Source organism: Pseudarthrobacter sp. CCNWLW217 (assembly GCF_037203985.1).
GTDB lineage: Bacteria > Actinomycetota > Actinomycetes > Actinomycetales > Micrococcaceae > Arthrobacter.
This window is the reverse complement of the sequence record NZ_JBBCBT010000031.1, coordinates 1-23024: the sequence shown is the minus strand read 5'-3', so window position 1 is coordinate 23024 and position 23024 is coordinate 1. Positions and strand designations below refer to the sequence as shown.

The window sequence follows — 23024 nt, the reverse complement described above, 5'->3', positions numbered from 1 at the left end:
GCGGACGCGGCGATGATGATGCAGCTCGGCGCCGACGGCGTGTTCGTCGGTTCCGGCATCTTCAAGTCCGGCAACCCTGCCCAGCGCGCCGCCGCCGTCGTCAGGGCTACTGCCTACTATGACGACCCGGACGTCATCGCCAAGGTCTCCCGCGGGCTCGGCGAAGCCATGGTGGGCATCAACGTGGACGACATCCCGCAACCGCACCGCCTCGCAGAGCGCGGCTGGTAACGCTCCGTTCACGCGACGCCGGTCCTCACCTCTCTTGGGTGGGGGACCGGCGTCGTGCTTTAACTTGAGTTTTATCCTCGGCTCCTGGCGGCCCGTATGGTTGGCGCGGTCCGGAACGGGTACAACTAAGGCATGACGACTTCCCTGGTGCTTGGTCCCATGATGCGGTACGTGGATGAGACCTCCGCCAGCATCTGGTTGGAGACCCGGAACGATTCCCGCGTCACCGTCCGGGCCGGCCAGCGCAGCTGGGAGGCCCGCACCTTCGCCGTTCACGGCCACCACTACGCCCTGGTGGAGGCCGATGGGATTGAGCCAGGGTCCGTGCTTCCCTACACTGCTGAAATCGACGGCGTCCAAGTATGGCCCGAGCCAGCATCCGGGTTTCCGCCCCCGGTGATCGCCACCTTGAAACCCGGTAAGCCACTGCGCATGGCCTACGGCTCCTGCCGCACCAGCGTCCCGCACGATGCGACCGGCAACCGGACGCATGGCGTCGACTCGCTCCGCGCCTACTCACTGGCGATGGCCTCCCGTGGAGGCGTGGCATGGCCGGACCTGGTGGTTTTCCTGGGCGACCAGGTGTACGCCGACCTGACGAGCGAGCAGATGCAGGACTTCATCCGGAGTCGCCGAGACATGGAGGAACCGCCGGGGGAGGAGCTGAAGGACTATGAGGAGTATGCCCACCTCTACAACCTCGCCTGGTCCGACCCGGCGAACAGGTGGCTGCTGTCCACCCTGCCCAGTGCCATGATCTTCGATGACCACGACATCCGCGACGACTGGAACGCCTCACTGAGCTGGAAGAAGGAAATGGAAGCCACCTCATGGTGGCATCAGCGGATTGTCGCCGGACTGGCCTCCTACTGGGTCTACCAGCACCTGGGCAACCTCTCGCCCCAGGAGCGGCTGGGCGATGCCATCTGGCAGCGGATCATCCGGCACCGGGATGAAGCCGAACTCGACCTCAGCGCCGACCTGGACAGTTTCGCGGACCGTGCCGATCAGGAGCCGGAATCCTACCGGTGGAGTTTCTGCCGGGACTTCGGAGACACCAGGCTGATCGTGGTTGACTCCCGTGCGGCCCGGAACCTGGCACCGGAGGACCGCGCCCTGCTCGATGGTGCGGAAATGGCCTGGCTTGACGGCCAGATGCGCGGCGGATTCCGTCATTTGCTGGTGGCTACGTCACTGCCTTTCCTGCTGCCGATGGGCCTGCACCACGTCGAGTCGTGGAATGAAGCTGTTTCCGAGGGCGCGTGGGGAAAGCGCCCTGCCCGGGCGGGTGAGAAGCTGCGCCAAGCGGTGGATCTCGAACACTGGGCCGCGTTCCAAAAAAGCTTCCGGGAGGTGGCTGCCATGGCGGCCGAGGTTGCCGATGGCGAGCGCGGTGCGTCCCCGGACACCGTCACGTTCCTGTCCGGGGACGTGCACTTCTCCTACGTCGCGGAGGTTGAACGTTCCTCGGGCAGCCGGATCATGCAGGCGGTCTGTTCCCCGATCCGCAATCCCCTTCCCCGCCTGATGAGATACTTCGGGGCCATCATGGCGTACGGACTCGCCGCCCCGGTAGGGGCACTGGTAGCGCGATCAGCGCGCGTGCCGGAGCCGCCTTTCCGCTGGAAACGCGTCAAGGGGCCCTGGTTCGACAACAACCTTGCCAGCCTGGAGGTCGCGCCTGACGGCCTGAAACTGTGGTGGCAAACGGGGGTCGTGGAAGAAGGCGACGAACTGCACCCACGGCTCGAGACGGTGGCAGCCCTCACCGTGGCTCCCCGGAGCTCCCGGGATCGCGCGGCGGAAGGCGGACGAACATTGCCTAAAAGCCGCGTGCCGCCGGAGCGTGGCTAGGCCGCGAGCCAGACAGTGCCCTCGAGGTACCGCACGCACGTGCCGGAGAGCAGGGTGCGCTCCCCTTCCACACGGCAGAGCACAGTTCCGCCGCGGGCCGAGAGCTGGCGGGCAGAAAGGACGCTAGTGCCCAACCTGCCGGCCCAGAGAGGTGCCAGTTGGGAGTGTGCCGAGCCGGTTACCGGGTCCTCGTCGATGCCCGCCCGGGCACCAAAGAACCGTGAGACGAAGTCGTGGCCGGTTCCGTCACCCGCAGCGGTGACGACGACGCCGCGAACCGGCAGCTTTGCAATGGCCCCAAAGTCGGGGGTCAGGGTGCGCACCGTCTCGGCATCCTTCACGATATGGATGAGGTCCGTTGCCAGGAAGGCCTCGAGTGCCCGAACGCCGAGGGCTTGGGCGACCGAGGGGTCCACGGCCACCGGTTGGGGCATTTCGGAAGGGAAGTCCAGGATGAAGCCGTCGCCGTCGCGCTCTACAAAAAGCCAGCCGCTGCGGCTCCAGAACTGCAGCCGCTTGGCGTCCGGGTGGACATCGGTGAAGAGGTACGACGCTGTGGCCAAGGTCGCGTGCCCGCAGAGGTCAACCTCAATGGCCGGCGTGAACCAGCGGAGGTGGTACGCGGGTTGCGAGGAGTCGAAGGGTGGGGCCTCAGCCGGGATCTCGGCAACAACGAAGGCTGTCTCGGAAAGGTTGTTCTCCTCGGCGAGCTGCTGAAGGACGTCGTCTTCCAGCCAGGCCTGCAGAGGCATCACGGCTGCCGGATTCCCTTCGAACAGCTGTGTGGCGAAGGCATCGATGTGGATCAGTGGTATGTGCATGCCTCTCACCGTAGTGGCAAACTGGACTGGAAAAACAGAGCCAGTTTGAGAAAGTGGCCTGCTGGGCGGCGGCTCAAACCCTCAAACGCTCAGGAAGCCGCCGCTTGCCCAGCGCCGCAGCGCCTGCCGCTCGCCGTCGTCGAACTCCATCAGTGCCACCCGGCACAGCTCTTCGACGTCGTCGGTCCAGGCCGCTGCCAGCGCTTCCGCCGTGGCGGTCTCATCCAACTGGAAATTGACATAGCCCAGGCCCTGGATCACGAAGTTCACCGCACCCCGCGATACCGGCTGGCCTGCCGTGACGCAGTCATCCCTGACCAGCCGGGAAAGGTCGCTGCGGTTGACGGGCTGCTCCTGAAGCCTTGCCGCCATGGCCTGGAACAACTGCCGGAACTGGGCTTCCGAGAGCGCGGGCACGTCGGTCACCCTCGTCACCCGCTCCTCGATGCCGGGCTCGGCCTCGGCTTCGACAGGCAGGTCGTCACTGGAGAACCGTTGCCCGTCCCACACCCAGCCGCCGCGTGAAGGCGAGTATTCAACGCCCTGGCCGATCTGCGCCACCCACGTCCCGAATTTCCCAAAGCCACCCCAGTCAGTCTTCAGTGAAGGATCCACCGTCAGAGCCCTATGGGCGACCATGGCCCCCACAACCGGGCCGGGTGCGGTGCGGACGAGGTCGCAGACTTCCCGAATCGCGGCGGAAACGGGCTTGGATTTTGTTTTCGGCTTTGTCTTCGCCGCTCCTTGCGCCTCACGCTGGGGCTGGACGGAGGCCACGGCGTGGATGGGCTCCGCGGTGGTGCCGTTGAGGATCGCCACAAAGTCGTGGGACTCCACCACGCTGTCCGCCATCTCGCGGTACGCGAAGGCCACGGCGCCGGCGGCAATGACTGTGGTCAGCTTGTCCGCGGCCCGGAAACGCTGGATCAGGGACGTGAAATCGGCGTCGGCCGAAGCGATGAAGAACTCATCGATTTCGCTGACACCCGTCAGTGTGTCCATCGCGTCCAGTACTAGGTTGATATCCGTGCTGCTCTTGCCCCGCTGCGTCAGCGACGGGCAGTCGATGACCCGAAAGCCCGCCCGGGTCCAATAGGTGCGGTACTTCGAGAACGCCACTGGGTTCAGGTAGCAGTTGCGGATGAGGAAGCGGCGCGAATCCTCTCCGGGTCCGCCGGCGGACAGCGCATCAGCCCAGTGCTTGGGGTCTTCGGCAAACCTCCTCGCCGCCTGCGGATCCAATGCCTGCAAGCCCAGGTAGACGTTGTCGAAATCGACAAACATGGCTGCCCGGAGCCCTGGCCGGCGGGTGGTGGTGCGTGCCTCATCCATTGGCTTAGTGTGCCAGCAATTTGCGGCACTGTGGCGTTTTTGGGGGACATCAGGCTTAACGCAAGAGGTCGACGGCGGGTGGTCCCGCCGTCGACCCCTGTATTGGTTCCTAGCGAGTGACTTCCTCGAACGTGGCTCCCTGCGGAACGTTGCGGCTCAGGCCAACCGTGAAGGTGTTGGGTCCGCTGCGGGTGACGGCGATTCCGCATTTGGCGGCCTTGGCGCGGGGAGTTAGGTCCTGGACGGCGGCGTCGATGGTGTGATCGATGGCCGAGCGGTCCCAGATTTTCAGCGTTACGGAATCAGTGGTTTCAAACATCATTGTCAGTACTTTCACTCATGCAGTCGACGGCCCCACGTCGTTGTTTGGAGCCGCATCCTCGTCGGTGAGGATTGCTGGTTCAGGTAGGCGGGAAACGAATTCCCTCATTCATGGTTCACGGTTGCAAGAGGGGTTGACAACCGAAATGCCCAAAGTGTGACCGATTACACGCCCGCCATGGACGCAAAAATTCAACGGCGGTAATCTTTCCCAAGGGCACGCCGAACCAGTGCCCTGTCTGCAAAGGCGCCGCCGTAGGGGCGGGCGCCGCGTTTCGGCCCACGCCCTGGGGGCAACGGTCAGGCCATCCTGCGCCGAGCCGGCGAAGCCGCGGCCCGGCCGCACAAACTGCCACACATCCTTTGATGGAAACCGATCTTTCCAGGGGCAAACAATGAACACTTACGTCCGTCGATTCGCCATGCTGTCCGCAGCGACGCTTGTCGCCCTCACGATGGGGCTGCCGGCAGCACAGGCAGCCAACCACCACGCTAGTTGTGTAGGGCTCATCGTCTCCGCGGAGGCAACCGCCGGTGTGCTCGACGTCAACACCTACAAGGCCATCGCCGAAGCTGGCGGGTTCGCTACATTCGGGGAGTTCGTCAAAGGCGGAGCGCAAATCCATCTCGGCTCCGCGGAGGCCTGCTTCCCGCAGTAGGCCCTCCCATGGAGATTGACGACGGCGGGAATATCCCGCCGTCGTCCCGTTCCTGTTTGCCTCGTGGCCCGGTTTCTCAGGCGAGGGCGCCCACCTCGTTGCCGAGGACGGCGGCTTCGCCGGCGTCAGCTGCGGAGGCAAGCAGGCTGACGGTGACGGGCTCAAACCCATCTGCGCTGACGTGCACGGTAATCGCGCCCGCCATCGTGGGCCGGACGACGGCGAGCAGCCGGCCGTCGAATGACGTGTGGCTCGTCCCGGTGTAGGTTTCGGTAGTGTCGGGCCGGGCGCTGCCCAGCCCCTGCAGCACGCCGGCGCCCTCCACCGTCACAGCGACTCGACGTTCAACGTTCGTGGCCAGCGTGCCGTTGGCATCACGGAACTCGATGGCCACATAGCTGAGGTCCGAGTGATCGGCGTGCAGCTCGGTGCGGTCGGCATTGGCGGTCAGGCAGACATCCGCGGTGGCCGTGCAAAGCGTAGTGCGGCCCTGCTCGGCACCGCCGACGTAGCCGACCGCCATCAGTTCGCCGGGCTCATATGTGAGCTCGAAGTGCGCCCGGAACCGGTGGTCCGGTCCGGCCGGGACGCGGCCCACGGGGCTTCCGTTCAGGAGCAGCTCCACCTCGTCGGCATCGCTGTAGACCTCCACCTTGACGGGTGAGCCCGCCGGGACATCCCAGCTCCAGCTGGAGATGCTGTCCGTCCACGTCCAGGGGCCCATGCCGTGTTCGCGGGCGTAGTTCCCGGGGCGCTGGACGGCAATGTAGGGCTCGTGGCGCAACCCAAAGACCGTCTGGCGGTAGTAGGAGGCGGGCCGGCGGTAGCCGGTGATGTCGATGTCACCGCACCAGGCCAGCAGCCACGGATACGGCGCTCCCAATGCGGGTGCCCCCTCGCTCTCATCGGTGTACTGCACCCGGCCGATGCCTGCTTCGCCGAGGTAGTCCCAGCCGGTCCAGGTGAAGTCGCCGATCACGTGCGGGTTTTCCTCCACAAGCTTCCAGAGGACATCGATGCGATCCGGGAACGTTTCGGTTCCAACGATGATCCTGTTGGGGAAGAGTTCCTTGTCCTGGACATAGCGCCCGTCGCCGTAGTTAATGCCGGCAACATCCACCGCCGCATGCGATTCCGCGGTCCGTTCCGAGACGAGGGCAGAGGCGCTGATGCGGCCCATCGCTTCGCCGGCCTCGATCATCATGGCGTTAACGCCCTGGCTGTCGTCTCCTGCTCCAGCCTGCTTCATCATCTCCGCAGCATCCGCGATGACCGATACGAAACCGTTGATGCCGTTGGTGGTGTACCGGGTGGAATCAAGGGACCTGATCTTCTCGGCGATCCGGCGTCCCCAGCCGGAGCCCAGTCCGCTGCCGGTTTCCGGGATCTCGTTGCCGATGGAGTAGAGCACCACGGACGGGTGGTTGAAGTCTTTGGCCACCATGGCCTCGACGTCGCGTTCCCACCATTCGGGGAAGGATAGCGAGTAGTCGAAGGAGGACTTTCCTTCAGTCCACACGTCGAAGGTTTCGTCCATGACCAGCATGCCGTGTTTGTCGCAGGCGTCCAGCATCGCCTGGCTGACCGGGTTGTGGGCGCTCCGGATGGAGTTGAAGCCGGCCTCCTTGAGCAGCTGGATCCGGCGCTCCTCCGCGCGGGCGATGGTGGCCGCGCCGAGGACGCCGTTGTCGTGGTGGATGCAGGCGCCGCGCAGTTTGACGGTCTCGCCGTTGATTTGGAGGCCGTTGAACGGGTCAAGCTGGAGGGACCGGATGCCGAAGATGGTGGTGTCTTCGTGCAGCACCTCCAGGACGTCGCGCAGTTTGGTCCGCGCCGAATAAAGATGCGGGCTGTCGACGCCCCACAGTTTTGGTTCGGTGACGTAGAGGCGTTGGCGGACGACGGCGGTGCTGCCGGCCTTCAGCGTCACGGGGGCGGAGCCGACGGCGACCACCTTGCCATCGCCGTCGTGCAGTTCCGTTCCCACCGTCACGGTGGCGGTAGACAGTCCCTCGTTCTCCACGGTGGTGGCGACGTCGACGACGGCACGCCCGGCCGTGATGTCCGGCGTCGCGATCCGGACCCCGTTAGGGGCCAGGTGCACCAGTTCGGTCACTGACAGGAAAGTGTCCCGGTAGATGCCGGCGCCGGAGTACCAGCGTGAGTCCTGGTGGACGCGCGCATCAACGCGGATGGTGTTGGGCTGGCCGTACTTCAGGAATGGGTCCAGCCGGATGTTGAACGTGGAGTAGCCGAAGGGGCGCTGGCCGGCGAAGTCCCCGTTGACGAAGACCATCGCATCCCGGTAAACGCCCTGAAACTCGAGGGCGATGCGCTTTCCCCGGTAGTCCTCGGGCACGTCGAAAGTCTTGGAGTACTCGAAGGTGCCATCAGGGAAGTAGCCGGTGTGCGAGCCCTGGGCGGAATCGGCCGAACGCGGCAGCCCGATCAGCGCATCATGCGGCAGCGTGACGGGCTGCGGCGGGGCGAGGGGGCCCGAAAACTCAGCGAAGAGGCTGACCTTCGGCCGTACGGCCCATCCTGCATTGAAGGAAGCGCGGGTCATCGGTTTCTCCCTTGTAAGCGATGTGGGTCCAGCCCGCGGGAAGCAGGTGGCGGTCCAAAGTCTGTTTCGGTGATTCCTGGATTTAGTATCACGTGTCAATGAAGGAGATCATTGATTGGTATCACGTGTCAACCATCCGGAAAGAGAGTCTGGCGTTTCGGGACATACCTCCGGCGGTCCCCAAATGCAGATGAGCTGCCAGCAACCGCTGGCAGCTCATCTGGGGTCTAGGTGGACGTCTTGTCCGCAACCCGGTTTCCCGGGACCAGGGCGTAGAAGGGCGTGCAGCCCTCCCGGGTCCCGGGGGAGATGTTGGAACGGACGATTGCTGCGCGTTCCAGCGCAGCCAGGTGGTACCTGACGCAGTTCCGCGAAGCCGTGACTGCGGCGCTGATATCGGCCACCTTGCTGGCCCCGTTGCTTGCAAGGTAGTCGATGATGAGGGATCTGACCGTGGTGCGCCGCCCATCGTTGCTGCGGTCGGCGGGGCGTACCAGTGTTCGGGTCTGAACTTCGAGGGACATGTGCCGCAGCCTTTCAGCGCACTGTCGCGTGCTCGCGTACCTGGTGCTCTTCCGCTGTATCGGTGGGAGGGGCGCCGTCGGCGGTTGCCGCCGTCGTTCTTACCACGAGTGCGGATTCCCGGTCATGGTTCCGGCCGATCACCGCGGTGGCGATCGCGTTGCCCAGGATGTTGGTGGCCGTTCGGCCCATGTCCAGGAGCTGGTCGATCACCAGCAGGACGCCGATGCCTGCTGCGGGAATGCCAAAGGCAGGCACGACGGCGGCAACCACCACGAGTGAGCCGCGTGGCACACCGGCCATCCCCTTGCTGCTGAGCAGCAGCATGGCGGTCATCGCGATCTGCTGGCCCAGGTCCATGTCGATGCCGTAGGCGTTGATCAGGAAGACCGACGCGAACGTCATGTACATCATGGAACCGTCCACGTTGAAGGAGTAGCCCAGGGGCAGCACAAAGCCGGTAGTGCGCTTCTCGATGCCAAACCTGGTGAGGCCCTCGATGAGCTTAGGCAGGGCGGCCTCGCTGCTGGAGGTGGCGAACGCGATGACCATCGGTTCGCGAACAATGCGGACCAGCCTGAAGGCGGCCTTACCCAGGAAGGCGACTGCTACGGCGATCATGACCACCCAGAGGGCGGAGAGCGACACGTAGAAGCCGCCGATGAACGACGCGTACGTGGCGAAAGCGTCCAGGCCCTCGGCGGTGAAGGCCGCTGCGATACCGGCGAAGACACCCACCGGGGCCGCCTTCATCACGTAGCCGGTGACCTTGAGCATGACGCCCATCAGTTCATCGATGGCATCCGCGATCGAGGAGCGGCCCTTCTTCCGGAGGTTCAGCAGGGCGATGCCAAAGAGCGCGCCGAACACCAGGATCTGCAGGGGGTTGTTGGCCGTCAGGGCCGCGAAGACGCTCGTGGGGATGATGTTGGTGACGAACTCCGCGTAATCGAGGGTCTTCGTTTCCATCCCAGCATCGCCGCCCGCCACGAGGTTGAGGCCGTGGCCCACATTGAGCACGTGCGCGGTGATGAAACCGAAGGCGCCCACCAGGACGGAGGCGGAGAGGAACCAGATCATCGATCGGCCGAAGAGCTTCCCCACACCGGCGGACTTGGCAGCGCCTGCGATGCCGGAGACCAGGGTGGCGAAGATCAGCGGGGCGATGATCATCTTGATCAGGTTCAGGAACATGTGGGTCACGGTGTCCAGGACAGATACCACCGATTCGCGGGTGGCGTCCGGCAATAGCCAGTGGAACACCAGCCCGGTGATGATTCCGATAACGAGTGCTGCCAGGATCCACATGGTTGATTTGTTTTTCATGATCACTCCTTGGGTGAGGCCGGGCTGGTGGCCCGGTAGCGGAACGGCCTTCATCATTGAGTGCCGCTTTCTCTCTGGCCGGTCCGGGAATCTGGGCACGTCGGTGTGCCCCTGCTCCCTGGATGGGCGGGGTTGTGATGGGTGTTTGTTCCAAAGCGGGCCCGCTGGGTTCCCTGGCCGAGCTTGCGAGGTTAGGGGGCGGTTGGGGACTCTTTGCTCAGGTTGGCGAGGCGTTCGGGGCTGAGGAGTTCCAGGAGTTGGGTGTGGGTGAGGAGGCCGTGTTCGAGGACGAGTTCGGCGACGCCTTTGCCGGTGGCAAGGGCTTCCTGGGCGATCGCTGTGGCGGTGGCGTAGCCGAGGTGGGGGTTCAGGGCGGTGACCAGGCCGATGGATTGTTCGACCGTGCGGCGGAGGTGATCGGTGTTGGCGGTGATGCCGCGGATGCAGCGTGCGGTGAGGGTGCGGCTGGCTGCTTCCAGGTGCGAGATGCTCTTGTGGAGGCTGTGGACGATGATGGGTTCGAAGGCATTGAGCTGGAGCTGCCCGGCTTCGGCGGCCATCGTGATGGTGACGTCGTTGCCGATGACCTCGTAGGCCACCTGGGAGACCACTTCCGGGATGACCGGGTTGATCTTGCCGGGCATGATCGAGGAGCCGGACTGCACGGCCGGGAGGTTGATTTCGCCGAAACCGGCGCGGGGGCCGGAGGAGAGCAGGCGCAGGTCGTTGCAGATTTTGGAGAGCTTCACGGCGACGCGTTTGAGGACTCCGGAGAGGTGGACGAAGGCGCCGACGTCCTGGGTGGCTTCGATCAGGTCCGGGGCGGTGAGCAGTGGCAGGCCGGTGATGTGGGCCAGGTGCCGGCAGGCGGTTTCGGCGTAGCCGGCGGGGGCGTTCAGGCCGGTGCCGATGGCGGTGGCGCCAAGGTTGATCTCATGGATAAGGAGCTCGGCTTCGGCGAGGCGCAGGCGGTCTTCGCCGATAGTGACGGCGTACGTACCGAATTCCTGGCCCAGGGTCATCGGGACGGCGTCCTGGAGCTGGGTGCGGCCCATCTTGACGACAGTGCGGAATTCCAGGGCCTTTGAGGCGCAAGCTTCCTCGAGTTCGGCGAGGGCGTCGAGCAGTTCCCGGGCGGCGAAAATAGTGCCCAGTTTCACCGCGGTGGGGTAGACGTCGTTGGTGGACTGGGAGAGGTTCACGTGGTCGTTGGGGTGAAGGCGTGTGTAGTCGCCTTTGGGGTGGCCAAGGATCTCCAGGGCGCGGTTGGCGATGACCTCGTTGGCGTTCATGTTCGAGGAGGTGCCGGCGCCGCCTTGGATGACGTCGACGACGAATTGGTCGGCCAGGTGCCCGTTCATCACGTCCGTGCAGGCGGCTTCGATGGCTGTGGCCCGTTCGGTGTCGAGGAGGCCAAGTTCGTGGTTGGTGCGGGCGGCTGCAAGTTTGACGGCGGCAAGGCCGCGGACCAGGTGCATGTTGGAGGACAGCGGCTGGCCGGTGATGGGGAAGTTTTCGACGGCGCGCAGGGTGTGGACGCCCCAGTAGGCGGTGGCGGGGACATCGCGGTCACCGAGGAGATCGTGCTCGGAGCGGGTCTCCGGAACGGCATCAAGGGTGGGCAGGTCGGTGGTCATGGGGTCCTCACAGGGCTTCGTTGACGGGCGTGGACGGCATGGTGGGAGCCGTTTTGGGGCGTAGTTGATGGCACCGCGGGATGGCGGAGACATGGGTGGACTGCGGAATAGCGGGCGTATTTAGCCGGTACGGCCTGCCCCGGTGGGACCACCGCCCGGGACGATGGTGCCGAGGGCACACTCCACCCCGTGCAGGTGCATGGTCATGGCCTGGGACGCATCCTCGGCGGAGCCGCGCTCAATGGCCTCGAAGATTCGGGCGTGTTCATCGCCTGATTCCTTGCGCCGGTCGGCAACGAGGTTGAGGGTGTTGGACTGGTTCGCCATCGCCTCACAGATGTCCGAGAGGAATGATTCGAAGACGCCGTTGCCGCTGGACCGGGCGATGGTGACATGGAACTCGGTGTTAAGCTGCACCCACTGTTGCAGGTTCTCAGCTTCCGACATTTCGCGGAGAATTTCCCGGAGGGCTTCCAGGTCCTCGTTGGTGCGGCGTTGGGCGGCCAGGCCTGCGGCCGGAACCTCTACATGGGGGCGGGCCTCAACGAGGGCGCTGGCGGAGTACTTGCCGAGCTTGAGGTCCTGGGCCACTTTGTCGGCGATGACAAAGGTGCCCTTGCCGGTGTGGGTGGCGGTCAGTCCGAGGGCCGTGCAGGAACGCAGGGCCTCGCGGACCATGGTCCGGCTGACTCCGTACTGCTTGGCCAGGGATGCCTCTGAATCCAATCGCGTACCGACAGGGATTTTGCCGGCTTCGATGGCACCGCGGAGCGAAGCAAAAACCGCTTCGGCCGCACCGACGCGTACCACCCGGTCTTGTCTAGCTGTCCAGCTGTCCAACAGGTCCATGTAACGAGCATGTCACTAGTAACACCGCGTGTCAACGCACCGCCGGAGTGTTGCCGAAAATGAGGCCTCAGGTGGTCTCGCCCTGGATGATTCTGACCATCGGCCGCGGGTCATGCACCTGCTGCGTTGCCTCTTTCCGGTGCAGCTCAGCCAGGTCTGCCGCGATCTGCTCCATGAGTGCGTCGTCCTGCATGAGCACAGTTGTCAGTCGGGGGGAGACGAGCTGTCCCACCTCCGTCGCATCCACGCCAACCACCGAGAGATCGCCCGGGGTCTTGAGCCCGAGAGCCCGGCCGGCGGCCAGAACGGCGATGGCAACGTCGTCGTTGTAGCAGCCAACCCCCATCGGCGTGCCCTGCGCTGCGAAGGCTTCGAGGGCCGCCTTTGCCCCTGCCAGCTTGAGTGGAATGTCCAGCCGTTCCGGCGTTGGCAGTCCCCGGGCGCGCACCGCAGCTTTCATCCCCGCATAACGTGGCGGCCCGAAGGGGTCCTGCCGTTCGTCAACCAAGGCGGCGAAGGCCAGTCGGCGGGGTCCGTCGCGAAGCAGTTCCTCTGCCATGGCCCTGCCCACGAGGAAGTTGAGGTCCCCTTCAGGTTCCCGTGAATGCCTGTACCGCGGAATGGCCACCGCTCCGGTCGCCTCCAGCGTTTCGCGGTCTTCGGGGGACAAGACTCCAATGTCCACCACGGCCACCGGCCGGAAGTACAGGATGGCGGCAAGGGTTTCCGCCGCATCGCGCCCGGCGAAGTGCACCACCGCGCTCAGGCCGTGGCGGGCCGCCTGGGCGCTGACGCTGTCAACGAGATCCTGCAAGTTCGTGCCGAAAGTCGCGTTTGGTATGAGTACCACAAGGATGTCGCTGCGTCCGGTCACCAGGGCTCGTCCGGCGGGCGACGGTTTGTACTGAAGCTCAGCTGCGGCCTTGAGCACCTTTTGCTGGGTCTGCTCCGGGAAGCGGGAACCCTGGCCGTTCAGCACGTGGCTGACCGTGGCGCGGGAAACCCCGGCCCTCTTGGCGACATCAAAGCTGGTGGGTCGCTTGTTGGGTTTCGTCTGCGCGGTCACAGTCCGATCATCGCATAGATCCCATTGACACGTGATACCCCTGCATGCAGCTGCCGGAGCCAGGTTCCGCCACGGAACAAAATATCCGTTGACACCCCTCAGTGGCCGGCGTATCGTACAACCAAATGGTTGTAGATCAGATGAGTGATGCCGACGTTGACCGGCTCTTCCAGGCGTTCGCGGACGCCACCCGCCGGGACATTGTCCGCAGGGTCACGGTGGCGGAGTATTCGGTGTCCGGCCTCGCGGCCCTCTACGCCATGAGTTTCGCCGCCGTCCAAAAGCATGTGGCGGTGTTGGAGCGCGCTTCCCTGGTCACCAAGGAGAAGCGCGGAAGGGAGCAGATCGTGCGGGGCAATCACGAAGGTTTGGCGAAGGCCCGCCGGCTGCTGGACGAGTACGAGACGATCTGGCGGCAGCGTGCCGAACGGATCGCGGACATCCTGGCTGAAGGATAGGAAGGTACGGCCATGCCTGTTATCAGTTCCACCACCAATCTCGAGGCACTCAGCCTCACCCTCGTTGCCGAGTTCGATGCCGCCGTCAAGCGCGTCTGGCAGATCTGGGAAGACCCCCGGCAGCTCGAGCGCTGGTGGGGGCCTCCTGGCTACCCCGCTACGTTCGAGGGCTTTGATTTCCAGCCCGGCGGGAAGGCCAGCTATTACATGACCACTCCTGAAGGGGAGAAGCCCAGAGGATGGTGGAAATTCACCGCCATCGACGCGCCCCGGAAGCTCGAGTTCGATGACGGTTTTGCCGACGACTCCGGCGCTCCGGTGGATGCCTTGGGAAGCGCCCATGCCAGCGTGGACCTCGAAGACATCGGCGGCCGCACGCGGATGACCATCATGTCCACCTTCGAATCCGAAGAGCAGATGGAAGAAATGATCAAGATGGGCATGGAGGAAGGCATGAAGGAGGCAGCCGGCCAGATCGATGCCGTGCTCGCCGAGCACGCCCGGACCTGACCGCCCACTGCGCCAGGACTACCGGTAACAGCACAAAAGGAAAGAGTACGACGGCGGTGCGTCCCGCCGTCGTACTCTGCTCTCAGGTGCCGATGCAGCCCGTTCGCAACCTTTGGATCCGTAGCATCGGGCCAGGACGACGACGTCCCATAACCCAGTGAGGGGTACTGAATGACGAGAATGCTGATTATCGGGCCGCCCGGTTCGGGCAAGGGAACGCAGGCCGAAAGGATCTCCGAGCGCCTCGGTGTTGCCGCGATCTCCACCGGAGATATCTTCCGCGCCCACGTCAAGGGCGGGACCCCGCTCGGGGTCGAGGCTATGAAGTACATGGACAATGGCGATTTCGTACCGGACACCGTCACCAACGAAATGGTCCGAAACCGCCTTTGCCAGGACGACGTCGGGAGCGGCTTCCTACTGGACGGCTACCCGCGCACATCCGCGCAGGTGGACTACCTCGACGGGCTCCTTGCCGCCCGCGATCAGGAACTGGGCGTAGTGCTCCAGCTGACGGCCGACGACGAGGAGCTTGTCCGCCGACTCCTCTTCCGGGCCAAGGAAGCTGGCCGGAGCGACGACAACGAAACCGTCATCCGGCACCGGCTGGACCTGTATCACCAGCAGACCGAAGCTGTGGTGGCCAGGTATGCCGGGCGCGGGATCCTGGCCCAGGTGGACGGAATTGGCGGAATCGACGAGGTTACGGACAGGATCCTTGGCGCCTTGGCGAAAATGCTTGGCGTGCCCGTCAACGGACAGTAAGCAACGGCAACTGCAAGAACACACGGCTGAAGGACGACGGCGGGACTTCCCGCCGTCGTCCTCTTACGTGAGGCGGGCCTTACGTCAGGTTGGCCCTACGTCAGGCGGGCGACGCTCCGCCGTGTGGGCCGACGTACTGCGCCGTCGGAAAAGAGCTCCGGAGTTTTCTCCTGGATGCGCTGAACGTCCTCGAAGACGCCCCGCAGGTGGAGGCGCAATGAGCTGTCCGCATCCGTCAGGTTGTTGGCTTCCAGTGCGTCCACCACGGCCGTGTGCTGCTCAATCAACGTGGCCACAGGCCTGGTATCCAGTAGGCTCAAGCGCCGCGCGCGGTCCAGGTGGGCCTTGGCTGAGTTGACGGCTGCCCAGGCGGACTCATGACCCGCCAGTCGCAGGAGTTCGCGGTGGAAGTCCTCGTCCAGGCGGAAGAATTCCTCGACATCTCCGCTGGCTTCTGCATCTGACTGGCTCCGCAGTATTTCGCGGAGGCCCGCGAGGCCGGCCGCATCCACGGCAACGTCCTTGAGGGACGCGCATTCGATGGCCTCCCGGACGAACTGGGCCTCCGAGACCCGTCCAAGATCCACCAGCGAGACGAATGAGCCGATTTGGGGGAAGACCTGAACCAGCCCTTCCTCCCGAAGGAGTATGAGGCTTTCCCGCACGGGAGTCCGGCTCACGCCCAGTTCCTGCGCCAGTTCATTCTCTGAGAGCGGCTCACCCGGAGGGAGTTGCAGGGAAATGATGCGACGCCGAAGTGTTTCCAGGGTCTGATCCCTGACGGACAGTCGCGGTTGCTGTTCCTTGCCGCGTTTCTCGGTTGCCATGGCTTCAGTCTATTACTCTTGACACACTAGAATGGTAGTGCTTGTATGGTAGTAACAACGAGGTGCCTACGGTCAAAAACAGCGCACCTTCTGCCCAACTTCTTCCCCCTCTCCCCTTCGTTTTTCATCGCCTGCAAAGGAGCATCAGATGACTGAGAGCATCGCGCCGCCCACCACCAAGCCGGAAACAAAGCCCACCCGTGAACTGGCCAAGGTCGCCGTTTCCGGCTGGTTGGGAACGGCCATGGAATTCATGGACTTCCAGCTGTACTCCCTGGCTGCAGCCATCGTTTTCAATAAGCTCTTCTTTCCCGATGTCAGCCCGATCATCGGCCTGGTCGCAGCCATGGCAACGTACGGCGTAGGCTACGTGGCCCGCCTCGCGGGTGCCGTCTACTTCGGCCGCATGGGTGACAGGATCGGCCGCAAGAAGGTCCTGTTTATCACCATCGCCCTCATGGGTGCCTCCACCACGCTTATCGGTGTCCTGCCCACGTACGCCATGATCGGCATCTGGGCCCCCATCATGCTGGTAGCACTGCGCCTGGCGCAGGGATTCGGCGCCGGTGCCGAAATTGCCGGCGCCACTGTCATGCTGGCGGAGTTCGCTCCAGTCCGCCGACGCGGCCTCATCTCTTCCCTCGTGTGCTTGGGTACGAACTCCGGCACCCTCGCCGCCTCCGCCATTTGGGCCATCCTCGTCTCCACGCTGTCTGAAGAAGACCTCCTCAGCTGGGGCTGGCGTATTCCGTTCCTGTTCAGCTTCGTGCTGATGATCTTCGCTGTTTGGGTCCGGCGGTCCCTCAAGGAAAGCCCCGTTTTCGAAGATCGCGCAGACGTTGTGGACGGGGTGGCACTGTCCAAGCGTGAAATTGCTGCGGCTGAAGAACTCGCCAAGACAAGCACCATCGAAGCCGCCCTGCACCAGCGCAAGGGCAAGGCCTTCCTGATCGCCCTCGGCCTCCGCTTTGGCCAGGCAGGCAACTCCGGCCTGGTCCAGACCTTCCTCGTCGGCTACCTCGCCACTGTTCTCCTGGTCGACAAGAGCGTCGGCACCACCGCCATTATGTACGGCTCGCTGCTCGGTTTTGTGACCATCCCCGTCATGGGCCTCCTGGGTGACCGCTTCGGCCGCCGGCCGCTTTACCTGGCGCTGAGCTCGCTCACGGCACTGTTCGCCGTCCCCATGATGCTGATGGTCACCAGCGGAAACCCTGCCCTCATTACCGTTGCCATGGTGATCGGCCTCAACCTGGGCGTGCTGAGCCTGTTCGCCATGGAGAGTGTCACCATGGCCGAGTTCTTCGGCGCCCGGACCCGCTTCACCCAGCTGGCGCTGGCCAAGGAAATCGGTGGCATCCTGGCCACTGCCATCGGACCGCTGCTGGCAGCCACCCTCACGGCAATCACCGGACACTGGTGGCCGCTGGCCGCCATGGTCATTGCCTACTCGCTGATCACCCTGATCTCGGCATTCGTGGGACCCGAGGTCCGCGGCCGCGACATGGTCCGCCTGGAAGACGCAATATGAAAGCCGTCGTCGTCCATGGCGCCAACGATCTTCGCATTGACGAACGGCCGGAGCCGGTCGCCGGCCCCGGGGAAGTAGTGCTCGACGTCGAATGGGGCGGCATCTGCGGATCTGACCTTTCGTACTGGCGCCACGGCGTCTCGGGGACCGCTGCACTGAAGTCGCCGCTGGTCCTTGGGCACGAGGTGGCCGGCAGGATCGCCCAACTTGGGGCCGGCGTCGAAAACCTGCAGGTCGGCCAGCCTGTCACGGTCCACCCCGCAGAACTGGTGGGGGATGGATCCATGCCGGCGCGCCTTGCCGGCCGGACCAATCTCTACCCGAAGATCCGCTACTTCGGCTCCGCGGCGTTCGATCCCCACACCGATGGTGGCTTTAGTGAGCGCAAGCTCGCCAAGGCTTCACAGGTCCGGCCGCTGCCGGACGGAGTCAGCACGCTGCATGGAGCCTTGGCCGAACCACTCGCCGTCGCTATGCACGCCGTCAGCCGAGCCGGCGACCTCACCGGCCGGGACGTCCTGGTCAACGGCGCCGGACCCATCGGCTCCCTGGTCGTGGCAGCGGCCAAGTACGCCGGTGCCAGGACCGTCATTGCCGCAGACATCAACGACGCCGCACTTCAGATCGCTCAGGCGATGGGCGCTGACGAGGTCCGGAACGTCTCCCGTGATGGAGGCCTTCCGGAGGACATGGAGCTGGTGTTCGAGGCGTCCGGTATCCCGGCAGTGCTGGGGGGCGTCCTGCGTGCCACGGCCCGCGGCGGCACCCTCATCCAGGTCGGAAACCTGCCTGGCGCTCCCGCCCCGGCGGCCTTGGGCGATCTGGTCACGCGTGAAATCACGTGGATCGGTTCCTACCGATTCGTGGACGAGATGACCGATGCCCTCCGTGCCATGGCTGAAGGCCTGGATGTTTCCCCGGTCATCACCCACACGTTCGGAATCGACCAGGCGGCCGAAGCCATGAGGGTGTTTGGCGACCCCGCCGCCGGCAGCAGCAAAGTAATGCTCCGCCTCAGCCCAACTAAGTAGCAGTAGATGTCGTTTTGAGCCCTCATGACGACATCTGCTGCTACCTACTTGCAAATCCCCTTACCTACGAAGGACCACAGTGAAGATCACCGACGCACGGGTAGTGGTTTCGTCGCCCGGACGGAATTACGTCACGCTCGTTATTGAAACCGAGGACGGCATCACCGGCATCGGCGACGCCACCCTCAACGGCCGCGAGCTGGCCGTGGCGTCATACCTGTCAGAGCACCTCTGCCCGCTGCTGATCGGTCGCGACGCGCGCCGAATCGAGGATGCCTGGCAGTACTTCTACAAGGGCGCCTACTGGCGCCGCGGACCGGTGACCATGACAGCGATCGCGGCCATCGACGTCGCACTTTGGGACATCAAGGGCAAGGCCGCCGGCATGCCGGTGTACGAACTCCTCGGCGGGGCTGCCCGCGAGGGCGTGATGGTCTACGGCCATGCAAGCGGGTCCACGCTGGAGGACCTCAGTGCCGACTTCCAGCACCACCTGGACCTTGGCTACAAGGCCATTCGCGCCCAGGCGGCTGTCCCGGGCCTGGAAAAGACCTACGGAATCGCACCGGTGGACGGGAAGATGTACGAGCCCGCCAGCGGCAACGTCCCGCAGGAGGACACCTGGGAGACTTCGGCGTACCTGGACTTTGCGCCGAAGATGATGGCCCACGTCCGCGAAGAGTTCGGCTATGGGGTGCACGTCCTCCACGACGTGCACCACCGCCTTTCGCCGATCGAGGCGGGCCGGTTGGGCGCTTCGCTGGAGCAGTACCGGCCGTTCTGGATCGAGGATCCGACGCCGGCTGAGGATCAGTCGGCGTTCCGCCTGATCCGCCAGCACACCACCACACCCATCGCCGTAGGCGAGGTGTTCAACTCCATTTGGGACTGCCAGCAGCTGATCACCGAGCGGCTCATCGACTACATCCGCACTTCCGTTTCGCATTCCGGCGGCATCACGCACCTGCGCCGGATCTTCTCCCTCGCGGACCTGTACGGGGTGCGTTCCGGGTCGCACGGCGCGGGCGATCTCTCGCCGGCCTCGTTCGCGGCAGCCCTGCACGTGGACATGAGCATCCCCAACTTCGGCATCCAGGAATATATGGGCCACCGGGAGCCGGCGAACGAGGTTTTTACCGCGTCTTACAGCTTTAACGACGGGTACATGCACCCCGGTGACGCCCCCGGCATCGGGGTAGAGTTCAACGAGGAAGCCGCCGCCCGCTTCCCGTTCGACCCGAAATACCTGCCCATCAACCGGCGGCTCGACGGATCGGTGCATGACTGGTGAGCAACACGGACCACAAACCTTCCGCCCCGTTCGACGTTGTGGTGATGGGCGAGATCCTCGTTGAAGTTGCCACGGACATGGCCTTCGCCCATGGCGTGCCGGCCCAGCTCGGCATTTCCGGCGACGCCCTCAACGTGGCGGCGGCCGCGGCTGCCGCCGGCGCCCGCGTTGGCTTGCTGTCCGTGCTGACCGACGACGACCTCGGCAAGGCGATCGCCGCAAGGATCGTTGAACTCGGCGTTTCCCCCGATCTGTTGGCGTTCCGGACCGGACAGCAGGGCGTTTACCTGGTGCACTGCGACCCCGACGGGCAGCGCGAGTTCTCCTACGCCCGCAGCGGCAGCGTCGGATCCAGCCTTGGCCCCGACGACGTCGACCCGGCAGTGTTCTCGGCGGCCGGTGCCGTGGTGGCCGGCGGCATCGCGTGCGCCATCTCGGAGTCGTCCCGCGCCGCAGTCATGAAGGCAGCCGCGCTGGCCAAACGCTTTGTGTTCGATCCCAACTTCCGCCCCCGGCTCACGTCCGTGGAGGACGCGACGGCGGCACTGCTGCAGCTCGCGCCGCGCACCTTCCTGGCCACCCCGTCGTTTCCCGGCGAAACCTCCGCACTCCTGGGCTGCGGCACGGCGGCGGAGGCTGCGGCCAAGCTGCGTAGCCTCGGCGCCGTGAACGTTGCCGTGACGTGCGGAGCTGACGGGATCCAGCTGGAAGGCAAAGGCCAGGACAGCACTTGGATTAACTCCATCCCGGCACCCGCGGTTGTGGACCAAACCGGGGCAGGCGACGCGTTCGTTGGCACCCTGACGGCCCGGATGGTCCTGGGCGACACCCTCCCCGTCGCTGCCCGCTATGGTGCGGCGGCGGCGTCGCTGGTGGTGGGCGGCAAGGGCGGCACCGGCTTCATCCCCACGCTGGAGCAGACCCGCGCCCATGCGGGTGCCTCCGGACTTTCCCCCGAAGGAGTGCAGCCATCGCACGCCTAAGCGCAGCATCGCTGGCGGCGAACGGCAAACACCGCCCCCTGCTGGCCCGCGGAACGCTACGTCCCGGCATCGTCCACCTCGGCCTGGGCGCCTTCGCCCGCGCCCACACGGCGGTGTTCACCGAAAACGCCATGCTCGCCACAGGTTCCCAGGACTGGGGCATTGTGGGAGTCACCCAGCGTTCGGACACGGTCGCACGCCAGCTGGCACCGCAGGATGGACTGTTCACCGTAACGGAACGGGGCAGCGGAGCCGCGCCGCTTCGGGTGGTCTCCAGCGTTGTGGAGGCCATCTCCGGCAGGGACCACCCCGAAACCGTCGTGAACCGGATCGCCGCCGCCACCACCCACGTGGTGACGCTAACGGTCACTGAGAAGGGCTACCGGATTGATCCGCACACAGGATCCCTCAACATCGGCGATCCGCAGGTGCAGGCCGACCTCGCCGGCCACCCGCCGCAGACCGCCATTGGACAGATCACCCGGGGAATCCAACAACGTGCCCGTACTGGCGCTGGACCGCTTACCGTCGTTTCGTGCGACAACCTTCCGGGCAACGGGGAGCTGACCGAAACCCTGGTCCGCGCGTTCGCCACCGCCCTCCCTTCCGCCGAGGCCAGGCCACTCTTGGCCTGGCTGGATGCGAACGTGACGTTCCCGTCCACCATGGTTGACCGCATGGTGCCAGCCACTACCGACGGCGACCTTGCCGTCGTCGAACATGAACTGGGACTGCGCGATGATGCCGCCGTGGTGGCGGAACCGTTTATGCAGTGGGTCATCGAGGACAACTTTGCCGCGGACCGTCCAGCCTGGGAGGAAGCCGGCGCGCTGTTCAGCACCGACGTCGCCGCGTGGGAGGCGGCCAAGCTCCGCCTGCTTAACGCCAGCCATTCGATGCTCGCTTACCTTGGCCTGGCCACGGGCAAGGAGACCATCAGCGACGCCGTGGGGGAGGACGCCTTCCGCACGGCTTGCAGCCTCATGCTTGCCCACGACGCCCTCCCCACCATTAGCCTGCCCGGCGGCTTGGATGGTGCATCGTACTGCGCCCAGATCATGGAGCGTTTCGCCAACCCCGCCCTGGGACACACCACGGCCAAAGTGGGCAGCGACGGATCGCAGAAGGTCGGGCTGCGCCTGCTGACCACTATCCGCGCAAACCTCGACGCCGGACGCGAACCAAAGCGGGCCGCGCTCGCCGTGGCCGCCTGGATGCACCACGTGGCCACCACACCTGCGGCCAGGCTGAACGATCCCCTGGCCGCCGAACTCCAGTCCGCCCTTCCGGCGGAGCGTACTGCCGCCACCGTCGTCCCGGCGATGCTCGGCGTGCGTAGCATTTTCGACGCCGGACTCGCGGCCAACACCACCTTCGCGGGGCTGCTCGTGCACTGGTACCGCATCATCGACACCGACGGGCTGGACGGCCTGAGAAAAGAGATCACCCATGGCTGACGCAACCAGCGTGCTGCACGTTTCACCGGTCATCCCCGTCGTCACCATCGGGGACCCGCAGCATGCCGTCCCAGTGGCCAGGGCATTGGCCGACGGCGGCGTGCGGATTATCGAGCTGACGCTGCGCACGGACAGCGCCCTCGAATCGCTGAAGCTCATTGCCAACGAAGTGCCGGACATCCTTGTGGGCGCCGGCACCATCCTCACGCCTGGCCAGGCCGAGGCCGCCGCGGCCGCAGGTGCCCAGTTCCTGGTGAGCCCCGGAGTGACGCCGTCCCTGCTAGACCACATGCTGCAACTTGGCATCCCCGTGCTTCCAGGGGTGGCCACCGTCGGCGAAGTGATGGCGGTCCTGGAGCGGGGCCTGACGGCCATGAAGTTCTTCCCGGCCGGCCCGGCTGGCGGACCAGACTATCTCGCGGCCATCGGAGCGCCCATCCCGCAGGTGCAGTTTTGCCCGACGGGCGGGGTGAGCCTTGACTCCGCGCCGGGCTACCTGTCGCTGGCGAATGTCACCTGCGTGGGTGGCAGTTGGCTTACTCCCCGCGCAGCAGTTGAAGCCGAGGACTGGCAGCGGATTACGCGCCTGGCCCAGGGGACAGCCTCGCTCCGCCAGCACTGAGGAGCCGGAATTCTGGCCCTGTGAAGGGGCGCGGGGCATCTGGTCCTCGGCTGATCCGCCCCTCTGGCCCGGCCGGGAACAGTCCCGAGGTTCGAGTAGCGGGGCCGGGAGGTTATCCACATAGGCGATGTGCTGTGGTGTTCTTGTTGGCGCCTCGCTGGATGATGGGGGTATGGGGATCCCGGGTGTTGACGAGGCGGTTGAGGCTTTCGAGGCTGCTGCTGCGGAGTTTGCTGCCTGTATGCGCCGGGGGCTGGGTGGCCGCGGTTCCCAGACGGGTTTCCAGACGGGTTCCGGGGGTGGTGATCCTTTGCGGGGGCAGGCGGATGCTTGCTTGGACGGGCTGGGCGGTTCGGTCCGGGTGG

General features: G+C 65.1%; 22 protein-coding genes and 1 pseudogene. 12 read left to right on the top strand and 11 right to left on the bottom strand.

The genetic code is table 11. The features are described from left to right. Positions 1-231, top strand: a pseudogene (locus tag V9L18_RS21470) (pyridoxal 5'-phosphate synthase lyase subunit PdxS); the annotation flags it as partial. Between the two features lie 132 nt (positions 232-363). Further along, the gene (locus V9L18_RS21465; RefSeq protein ID WP_337349171.1) at positions 364-2085 is read left to right on the top strand and encodes an alkaline phosphatase D family protein; all 1722 of its coding nucleotides are present in this window, start codon (positions 364-366) and stop codon (positions 2083-2085) included. On the opposite strand, the gene V9L18_RS21460 is transcribed toward V9L18_RS21465, so the two are convergent. From V9L18_RS21460 to V9L18_RS21450, 3 genes are all read right to left on the bottom strand, one after another. Continuing rightward, a complete protein-coding gene (locus tag V9L18_RS21460; protein ID WP_337349170.1) occupies positions 2082-2906 on the bottom strand; it encodes a PhzF family phenazine biosynthesis protein in 825 nt (274 codons plus the stop codon). The two genes, V9L18_RS21465 and V9L18_RS21460, sit on opposite strands and share 4 nt — an antisense overlap. 81 nt (positions 2907-2987) lie before the next feature. Then, positions 2988-4238, bottom strand: coding sequence for an NYN domain-containing protein (locus V9L18_RS21455; RefSeq protein ID WP_337349169.1), 1251 nt, complete (start codon positions 4236-4238; stop codon positions 2988-2990). Between the two features lie 109 nt (positions 4239-4347). Next, the gene (locus V9L18_RS21450) at positions 4348-4560 is read right to left on the bottom strand and encodes a hypothetical protein (protein WP_337349175.1); all 213 of its coding nucleotides are present in this window, start codon (positions 4558-4560) and stop codon (positions 4348-4350) included. A gap of 394 nt (positions 4561-4954) precedes the next feature. Between V9L18_RS21450 and V9L18_RS21445 the strand changes: the two genes are divergently transcribed. Further along, complete coding sequence (locus tag V9L18_RS21445; RefSeq protein ID WP_337349168.1) at positions 4955-5218, top strand: hypothetical protein; 264 nt, start codon at positions 4955-4957, stop codon at positions 5216-5218. 76 nt (positions 5219-5294) lie between these two features. On the opposite strand, the gene V9L18_RS21440 is transcribed toward V9L18_RS21445, so the two are convergent. The 6 genes from V9L18_RS21440 to V9L18_RS21415 all read right to left on the bottom strand — a co-directional run bounded on the left by V9L18_RS21440 (position 5295) and on the right by V9L18_RS21415 (position 13184). Further along, positions 5295-7784, bottom strand: a complete 2490-nt coding sequence (locus V9L18_RS21440; RefSeq protein ID WP_337349167.1) for a glycoside hydrolase family 2 TIM barrel-domain containing protein — start codon at positions 7782-7784, stop codon at positions 5295-5297. A gap of 227 nt (positions 7785-8011) precedes the next feature. Beyond that, a complete protein-coding gene (locus V9L18_RS21435) occupies positions 8012-8308 on the bottom strand; it encodes a winged helix-turn-helix domain-containing protein (protein ID WP_337349166.1) in 297 nt (98 codons plus the stop codon). Between the two features lie 13 nt (positions 8309-8321). Beyond that, positions 8322-9632 carry a dicarboxylate/amino acid:cation symporter gene (locus V9L18_RS21430; protein WP_337349165.1) on the bottom strand — a complete coding sequence of 437 codons (1311 nt, stop codon included), beginning with the start codon at positions 9630-9632 and terminating at the stop codon, positions 8322-8324. 191 nt (positions 9633-9823) lie between these two features. Further along, positions 9824-11269, bottom strand: coding sequence for an aspartate ammonia-lyase (locus V9L18_RS21425; RefSeq protein WP_337349164.1), 1446 nt, complete (start codon positions 11267-11269; stop codon positions 9824-9826). A 120-nt stretch (positions 11270-11389) separates the two neighbouring features. After that, a complete protein-coding gene (locus V9L18_RS21420; RefSeq protein ID WP_337349163.1) occupies positions 11390-12118 on the bottom strand; it encodes a FadR/GntR family transcriptional regulator in 729 nt (242 codons plus the stop codon). Between the two features lie 67 nt (positions 12119-12185). After that, the gene (locus V9L18_RS21415; RefSeq protein ID WP_337349162.1) at positions 12186-13184 is read right to left on the bottom strand and encodes a LacI family DNA-binding transcriptional regulator; all 999 of its coding nucleotides are present in this window, start codon (positions 13182-13184) and stop codon (positions 12186-12188) included. Positions 13185-13309: 125 nt separating this feature from the next. On the opposite strand from V9L18_RS21415, the gene V9L18_RS21410 reads away from it, so the two are divergent. The 3 genes from V9L18_RS21410 to V9L18_RS21400 all read left to right on the top strand — a co-directional run bounded on the left by V9L18_RS21410 (position 13310) and on the right by V9L18_RS21400 (position 14917). Then, positions 13310-13642 carry an ArsR/SmtB family transcription factor gene (locus V9L18_RS21410; RefSeq protein ID WP_337349161.1) on the top strand — a complete coding sequence of 111 codons (333 nt, stop codon included), beginning with the start codon at positions 13310-13312 and terminating at the stop codon, positions 13640-13642. A gap of 12 nt (positions 13643-13654) precedes the next feature. Beyond that, positions 13655-14152 (top strand): SRPBCC family protein, encoded by a 498-nt coding sequence (locus V9L18_RS21405; RefSeq protein WP_337349160.1) that lies wholly within the window; start codon positions 13655-13657, stop codon positions 14150-14152. 180 nt (positions 14153-14332) lie between these two features. Continuing rightward, entirely contained in the window at positions 14333-14917 is a 585-nt protein-coding gene (locus tag V9L18_RS21400; RefSeq protein WP_337349174.1) for an adenylate kinase, read from the top strand. 95 nt (positions 14918-15012) lie between these two features. Here V9L18_RS21400 and V9L18_RS21395 read toward each other — a convergent pair whose 3' ends face one another. Then, positions 15013-15744, bottom strand: a complete 732-nt coding sequence (locus V9L18_RS21395) for a GntR family transcriptional regulator (protein ID WP_337349159.1) — start codon at positions 15742-15744, stop codon at positions 15013-15015. 148 nt (positions 15745-15892) lie between these two features. Here V9L18_RS21395 and V9L18_RS21390 point away from each other — a divergent pair, with 148 nt between their 5' ends. The 6 genes from V9L18_RS21390 to eda all read left to right on the top strand — a co-directional run bounded on the left by V9L18_RS21390 (position 15893) and on the right by eda (position 22659). Next, a complete protein-coding gene (locus tag V9L18_RS21390; protein WP_337349158.1) occupies positions 15893-17275 on the top strand; it encodes an MFS transporter in 1383 nt (460 codons plus the stop codon). Then, complete coding sequence (locus V9L18_RS21385; RefSeq protein ID WP_337349157.1) at positions 17272-18306, top strand: L-idonate 5-dehydrogenase; 1035 nt, start codon at positions 17272-17274, stop codon at positions 18304-18306. Before V9L18_RS21390 ends, V9L18_RS21385 begins: the two co-directional genes overlap by 4 nt. Before the next feature lie 79 nt (positions 18307-18385). Further along, on the top strand, positions 18386-19597 hold the full coding sequence (gene manD / locus V9L18_RS21380) for a D-mannonate dehydratase ManD (RefSeq protein WP_337349156.1): 1212 nt from the start codon (positions 18386-18388) through the stop codon (positions 19595-19597). Positions 19598-19641: 44 nt separating this feature from the next. Next, positions 19642-20580, top strand: a complete 939-nt coding sequence (locus V9L18_RS21375; protein WP_337349173.1) for a PfkB family carbohydrate kinase — start codon at positions 19642-19644, stop codon at positions 20578-20580. Continuing rightward, positions 20568-22037, top strand: coding sequence for a mannitol dehydrogenase family protein (locus V9L18_RS21370; RefSeq protein ID WP_337349172.1), 1470 nt, complete (start codon positions 20568-20570; stop codon positions 22035-22037). The genes V9L18_RS21375 and V9L18_RS21370 overlap by 13 nt, the downstream gene beginning before the upstream one ends. Further along, the gene (gene eda / locus V9L18_RS21365) at positions 22030-22659 is read left to right on the top strand and encodes a bifunctional 4-hydroxy-2-oxoglutarate aldolase/2-dehydro-3-deoxy-phosphogluconate aldolase (RefSeq protein WP_337349155.1); all 630 of its coding nucleotides are present in this window, start codon (positions 22030-22032) and stop codon (positions 22657-22659) included. The genes V9L18_RS21370 and eda overlap by 8 nt, the downstream gene beginning before the upstream one ends. Positions 22660-22771: 112 nt before the next feature. On the opposite strand, the gene V9L18_RS21360 is transcribed toward eda, so the two are convergent. Next, positions 22772-23024, bottom strand: a 253-nt coding sequence (locus V9L18_RS21360) for a hypothetical protein (RefSeq protein WP_337349154.1), incomplete at its 5' end; no start/stop codon positions are given.

Bases quoted from the DNA above. Each gene is read 5' to 3' on its own strand.
- V9L18_RS21465 (WP_337349171.1), top strand. From the start codon at position 364: ATGACGACTTCCCTGGTGCTTGGTCCCATGATGCGGTACGTGGATGAG.
- V9L18_RS21460 (WP_337349170.1), bottom strand. From the start codon at position 2,906: ATGCACATACCACTGATCCACATCGATGCCTTCGCCACACAGCTGTTC.
- V9L18_RS21455 (WP_337349169.1), bottom strand. From the start codon at position 4,238: ATGGATGAGGCACGCACCACCACCCGCCGGCCAGGGCTCCGGGCAGCC.
- V9L18_RS21450 (WP_337349175.1), bottom strand. From the start codon at position 4,560: ATGATGTTTGAAACCACTGATTCCGTAACGCTGAAAATCTGGGACCGC.
- V9L18_RS21445 (WP_337349168.1), top strand. From the start codon at position 4,955: ATGAACACTTACGTCCGTCGATTCGCCATGCTGTCCGCAGCGACGCTT.
- V9L18_RS21440 (WP_337349167.1), bottom strand. From the start codon at position 7,784: ATGACCCGCGCTTCCTTCAATGCAGGATGGGCCGTACGGCCGAAGGTC.
- V9L18_RS21435 (WP_337349166.1), bottom strand. From the start codon at position 8,308: ATGTCCCTCGAAGTTCAGACCCGAACACTGGTACGCCCCGCCGACCGC.
- V9L18_RS21430 (WP_337349165.1), bottom strand. From the start codon at position 9,632: ATGAAAAACAAATCAACCATGTGGATCCTGGCAGCACTCGTTATCGGA.
- V9L18_RS21425 (WP_337349164.1), bottom strand. From the start codon at position 11,269: ATGACCACCGACCTGCCCACCCTTGATGCCGTTCCGGAGACCCGCTCC.
- V9L18_RS21420 (WP_337349163.1), bottom strand. From the start codon at position 12,118: ATGGACCTGTTGGACAGCTGGACAGCTAGACAAGACCGGGTGGTACGC.
- V9L18_RS21410 (WP_337349161.1), top strand. From the start codon at position 13,310: ATGGTTGTAGATCAGATGAGTGATGCCGACGTTGACCGGCTCTTCCAG.
- V9L18_RS21405 (WP_337349160.1), top strand. From the start codon at position 13,655: ATGCCTGTTATCAGTTCCACCACCAATCTCGAGGCACTCAGCCTCACC.
- V9L18_RS21400 (WP_337349174.1), top strand. From the start codon at position 14,333: ATGCTGATTATCGGGCCGCCCGGTTCGGGCAAGGGAACGCAGGCCGAA.
- V9L18_RS21395 (WP_337349159.1), bottom strand. From the start codon at position 15,744: ATGGCAACCGAGAAACGCGGCAAGGAACAGCAACCGCGACTGTCCGTC.
- V9L18_RS21390 (WP_337349158.1), top strand. From the start codon at position 15,893: ATGACTGAGAGCATCGCGCCGCCCACCACCAAGCCGGAAACAAAGCCC.
- V9L18_RS21385 (WP_337349157.1), top strand. From the start codon at position 17,272: ATGAAAGCCGTCGTCGTCCATGGCGCCAACGATCTTCGCATTGACGAA.
- V9L18_RS21375 (WP_337349173.1), top strand. From the start codon at position 19,642: ATGGGCGAGATCCTCGTTGAAGTTGCCACGGACATGGCCTTCGCCCAT.
- eda (WP_337349155.1), top strand. From the start codon at position 22,030: ATGGCTGACGCAACCAGCGTGCTGCACGTTTCACCGGTCATCCCCGTC.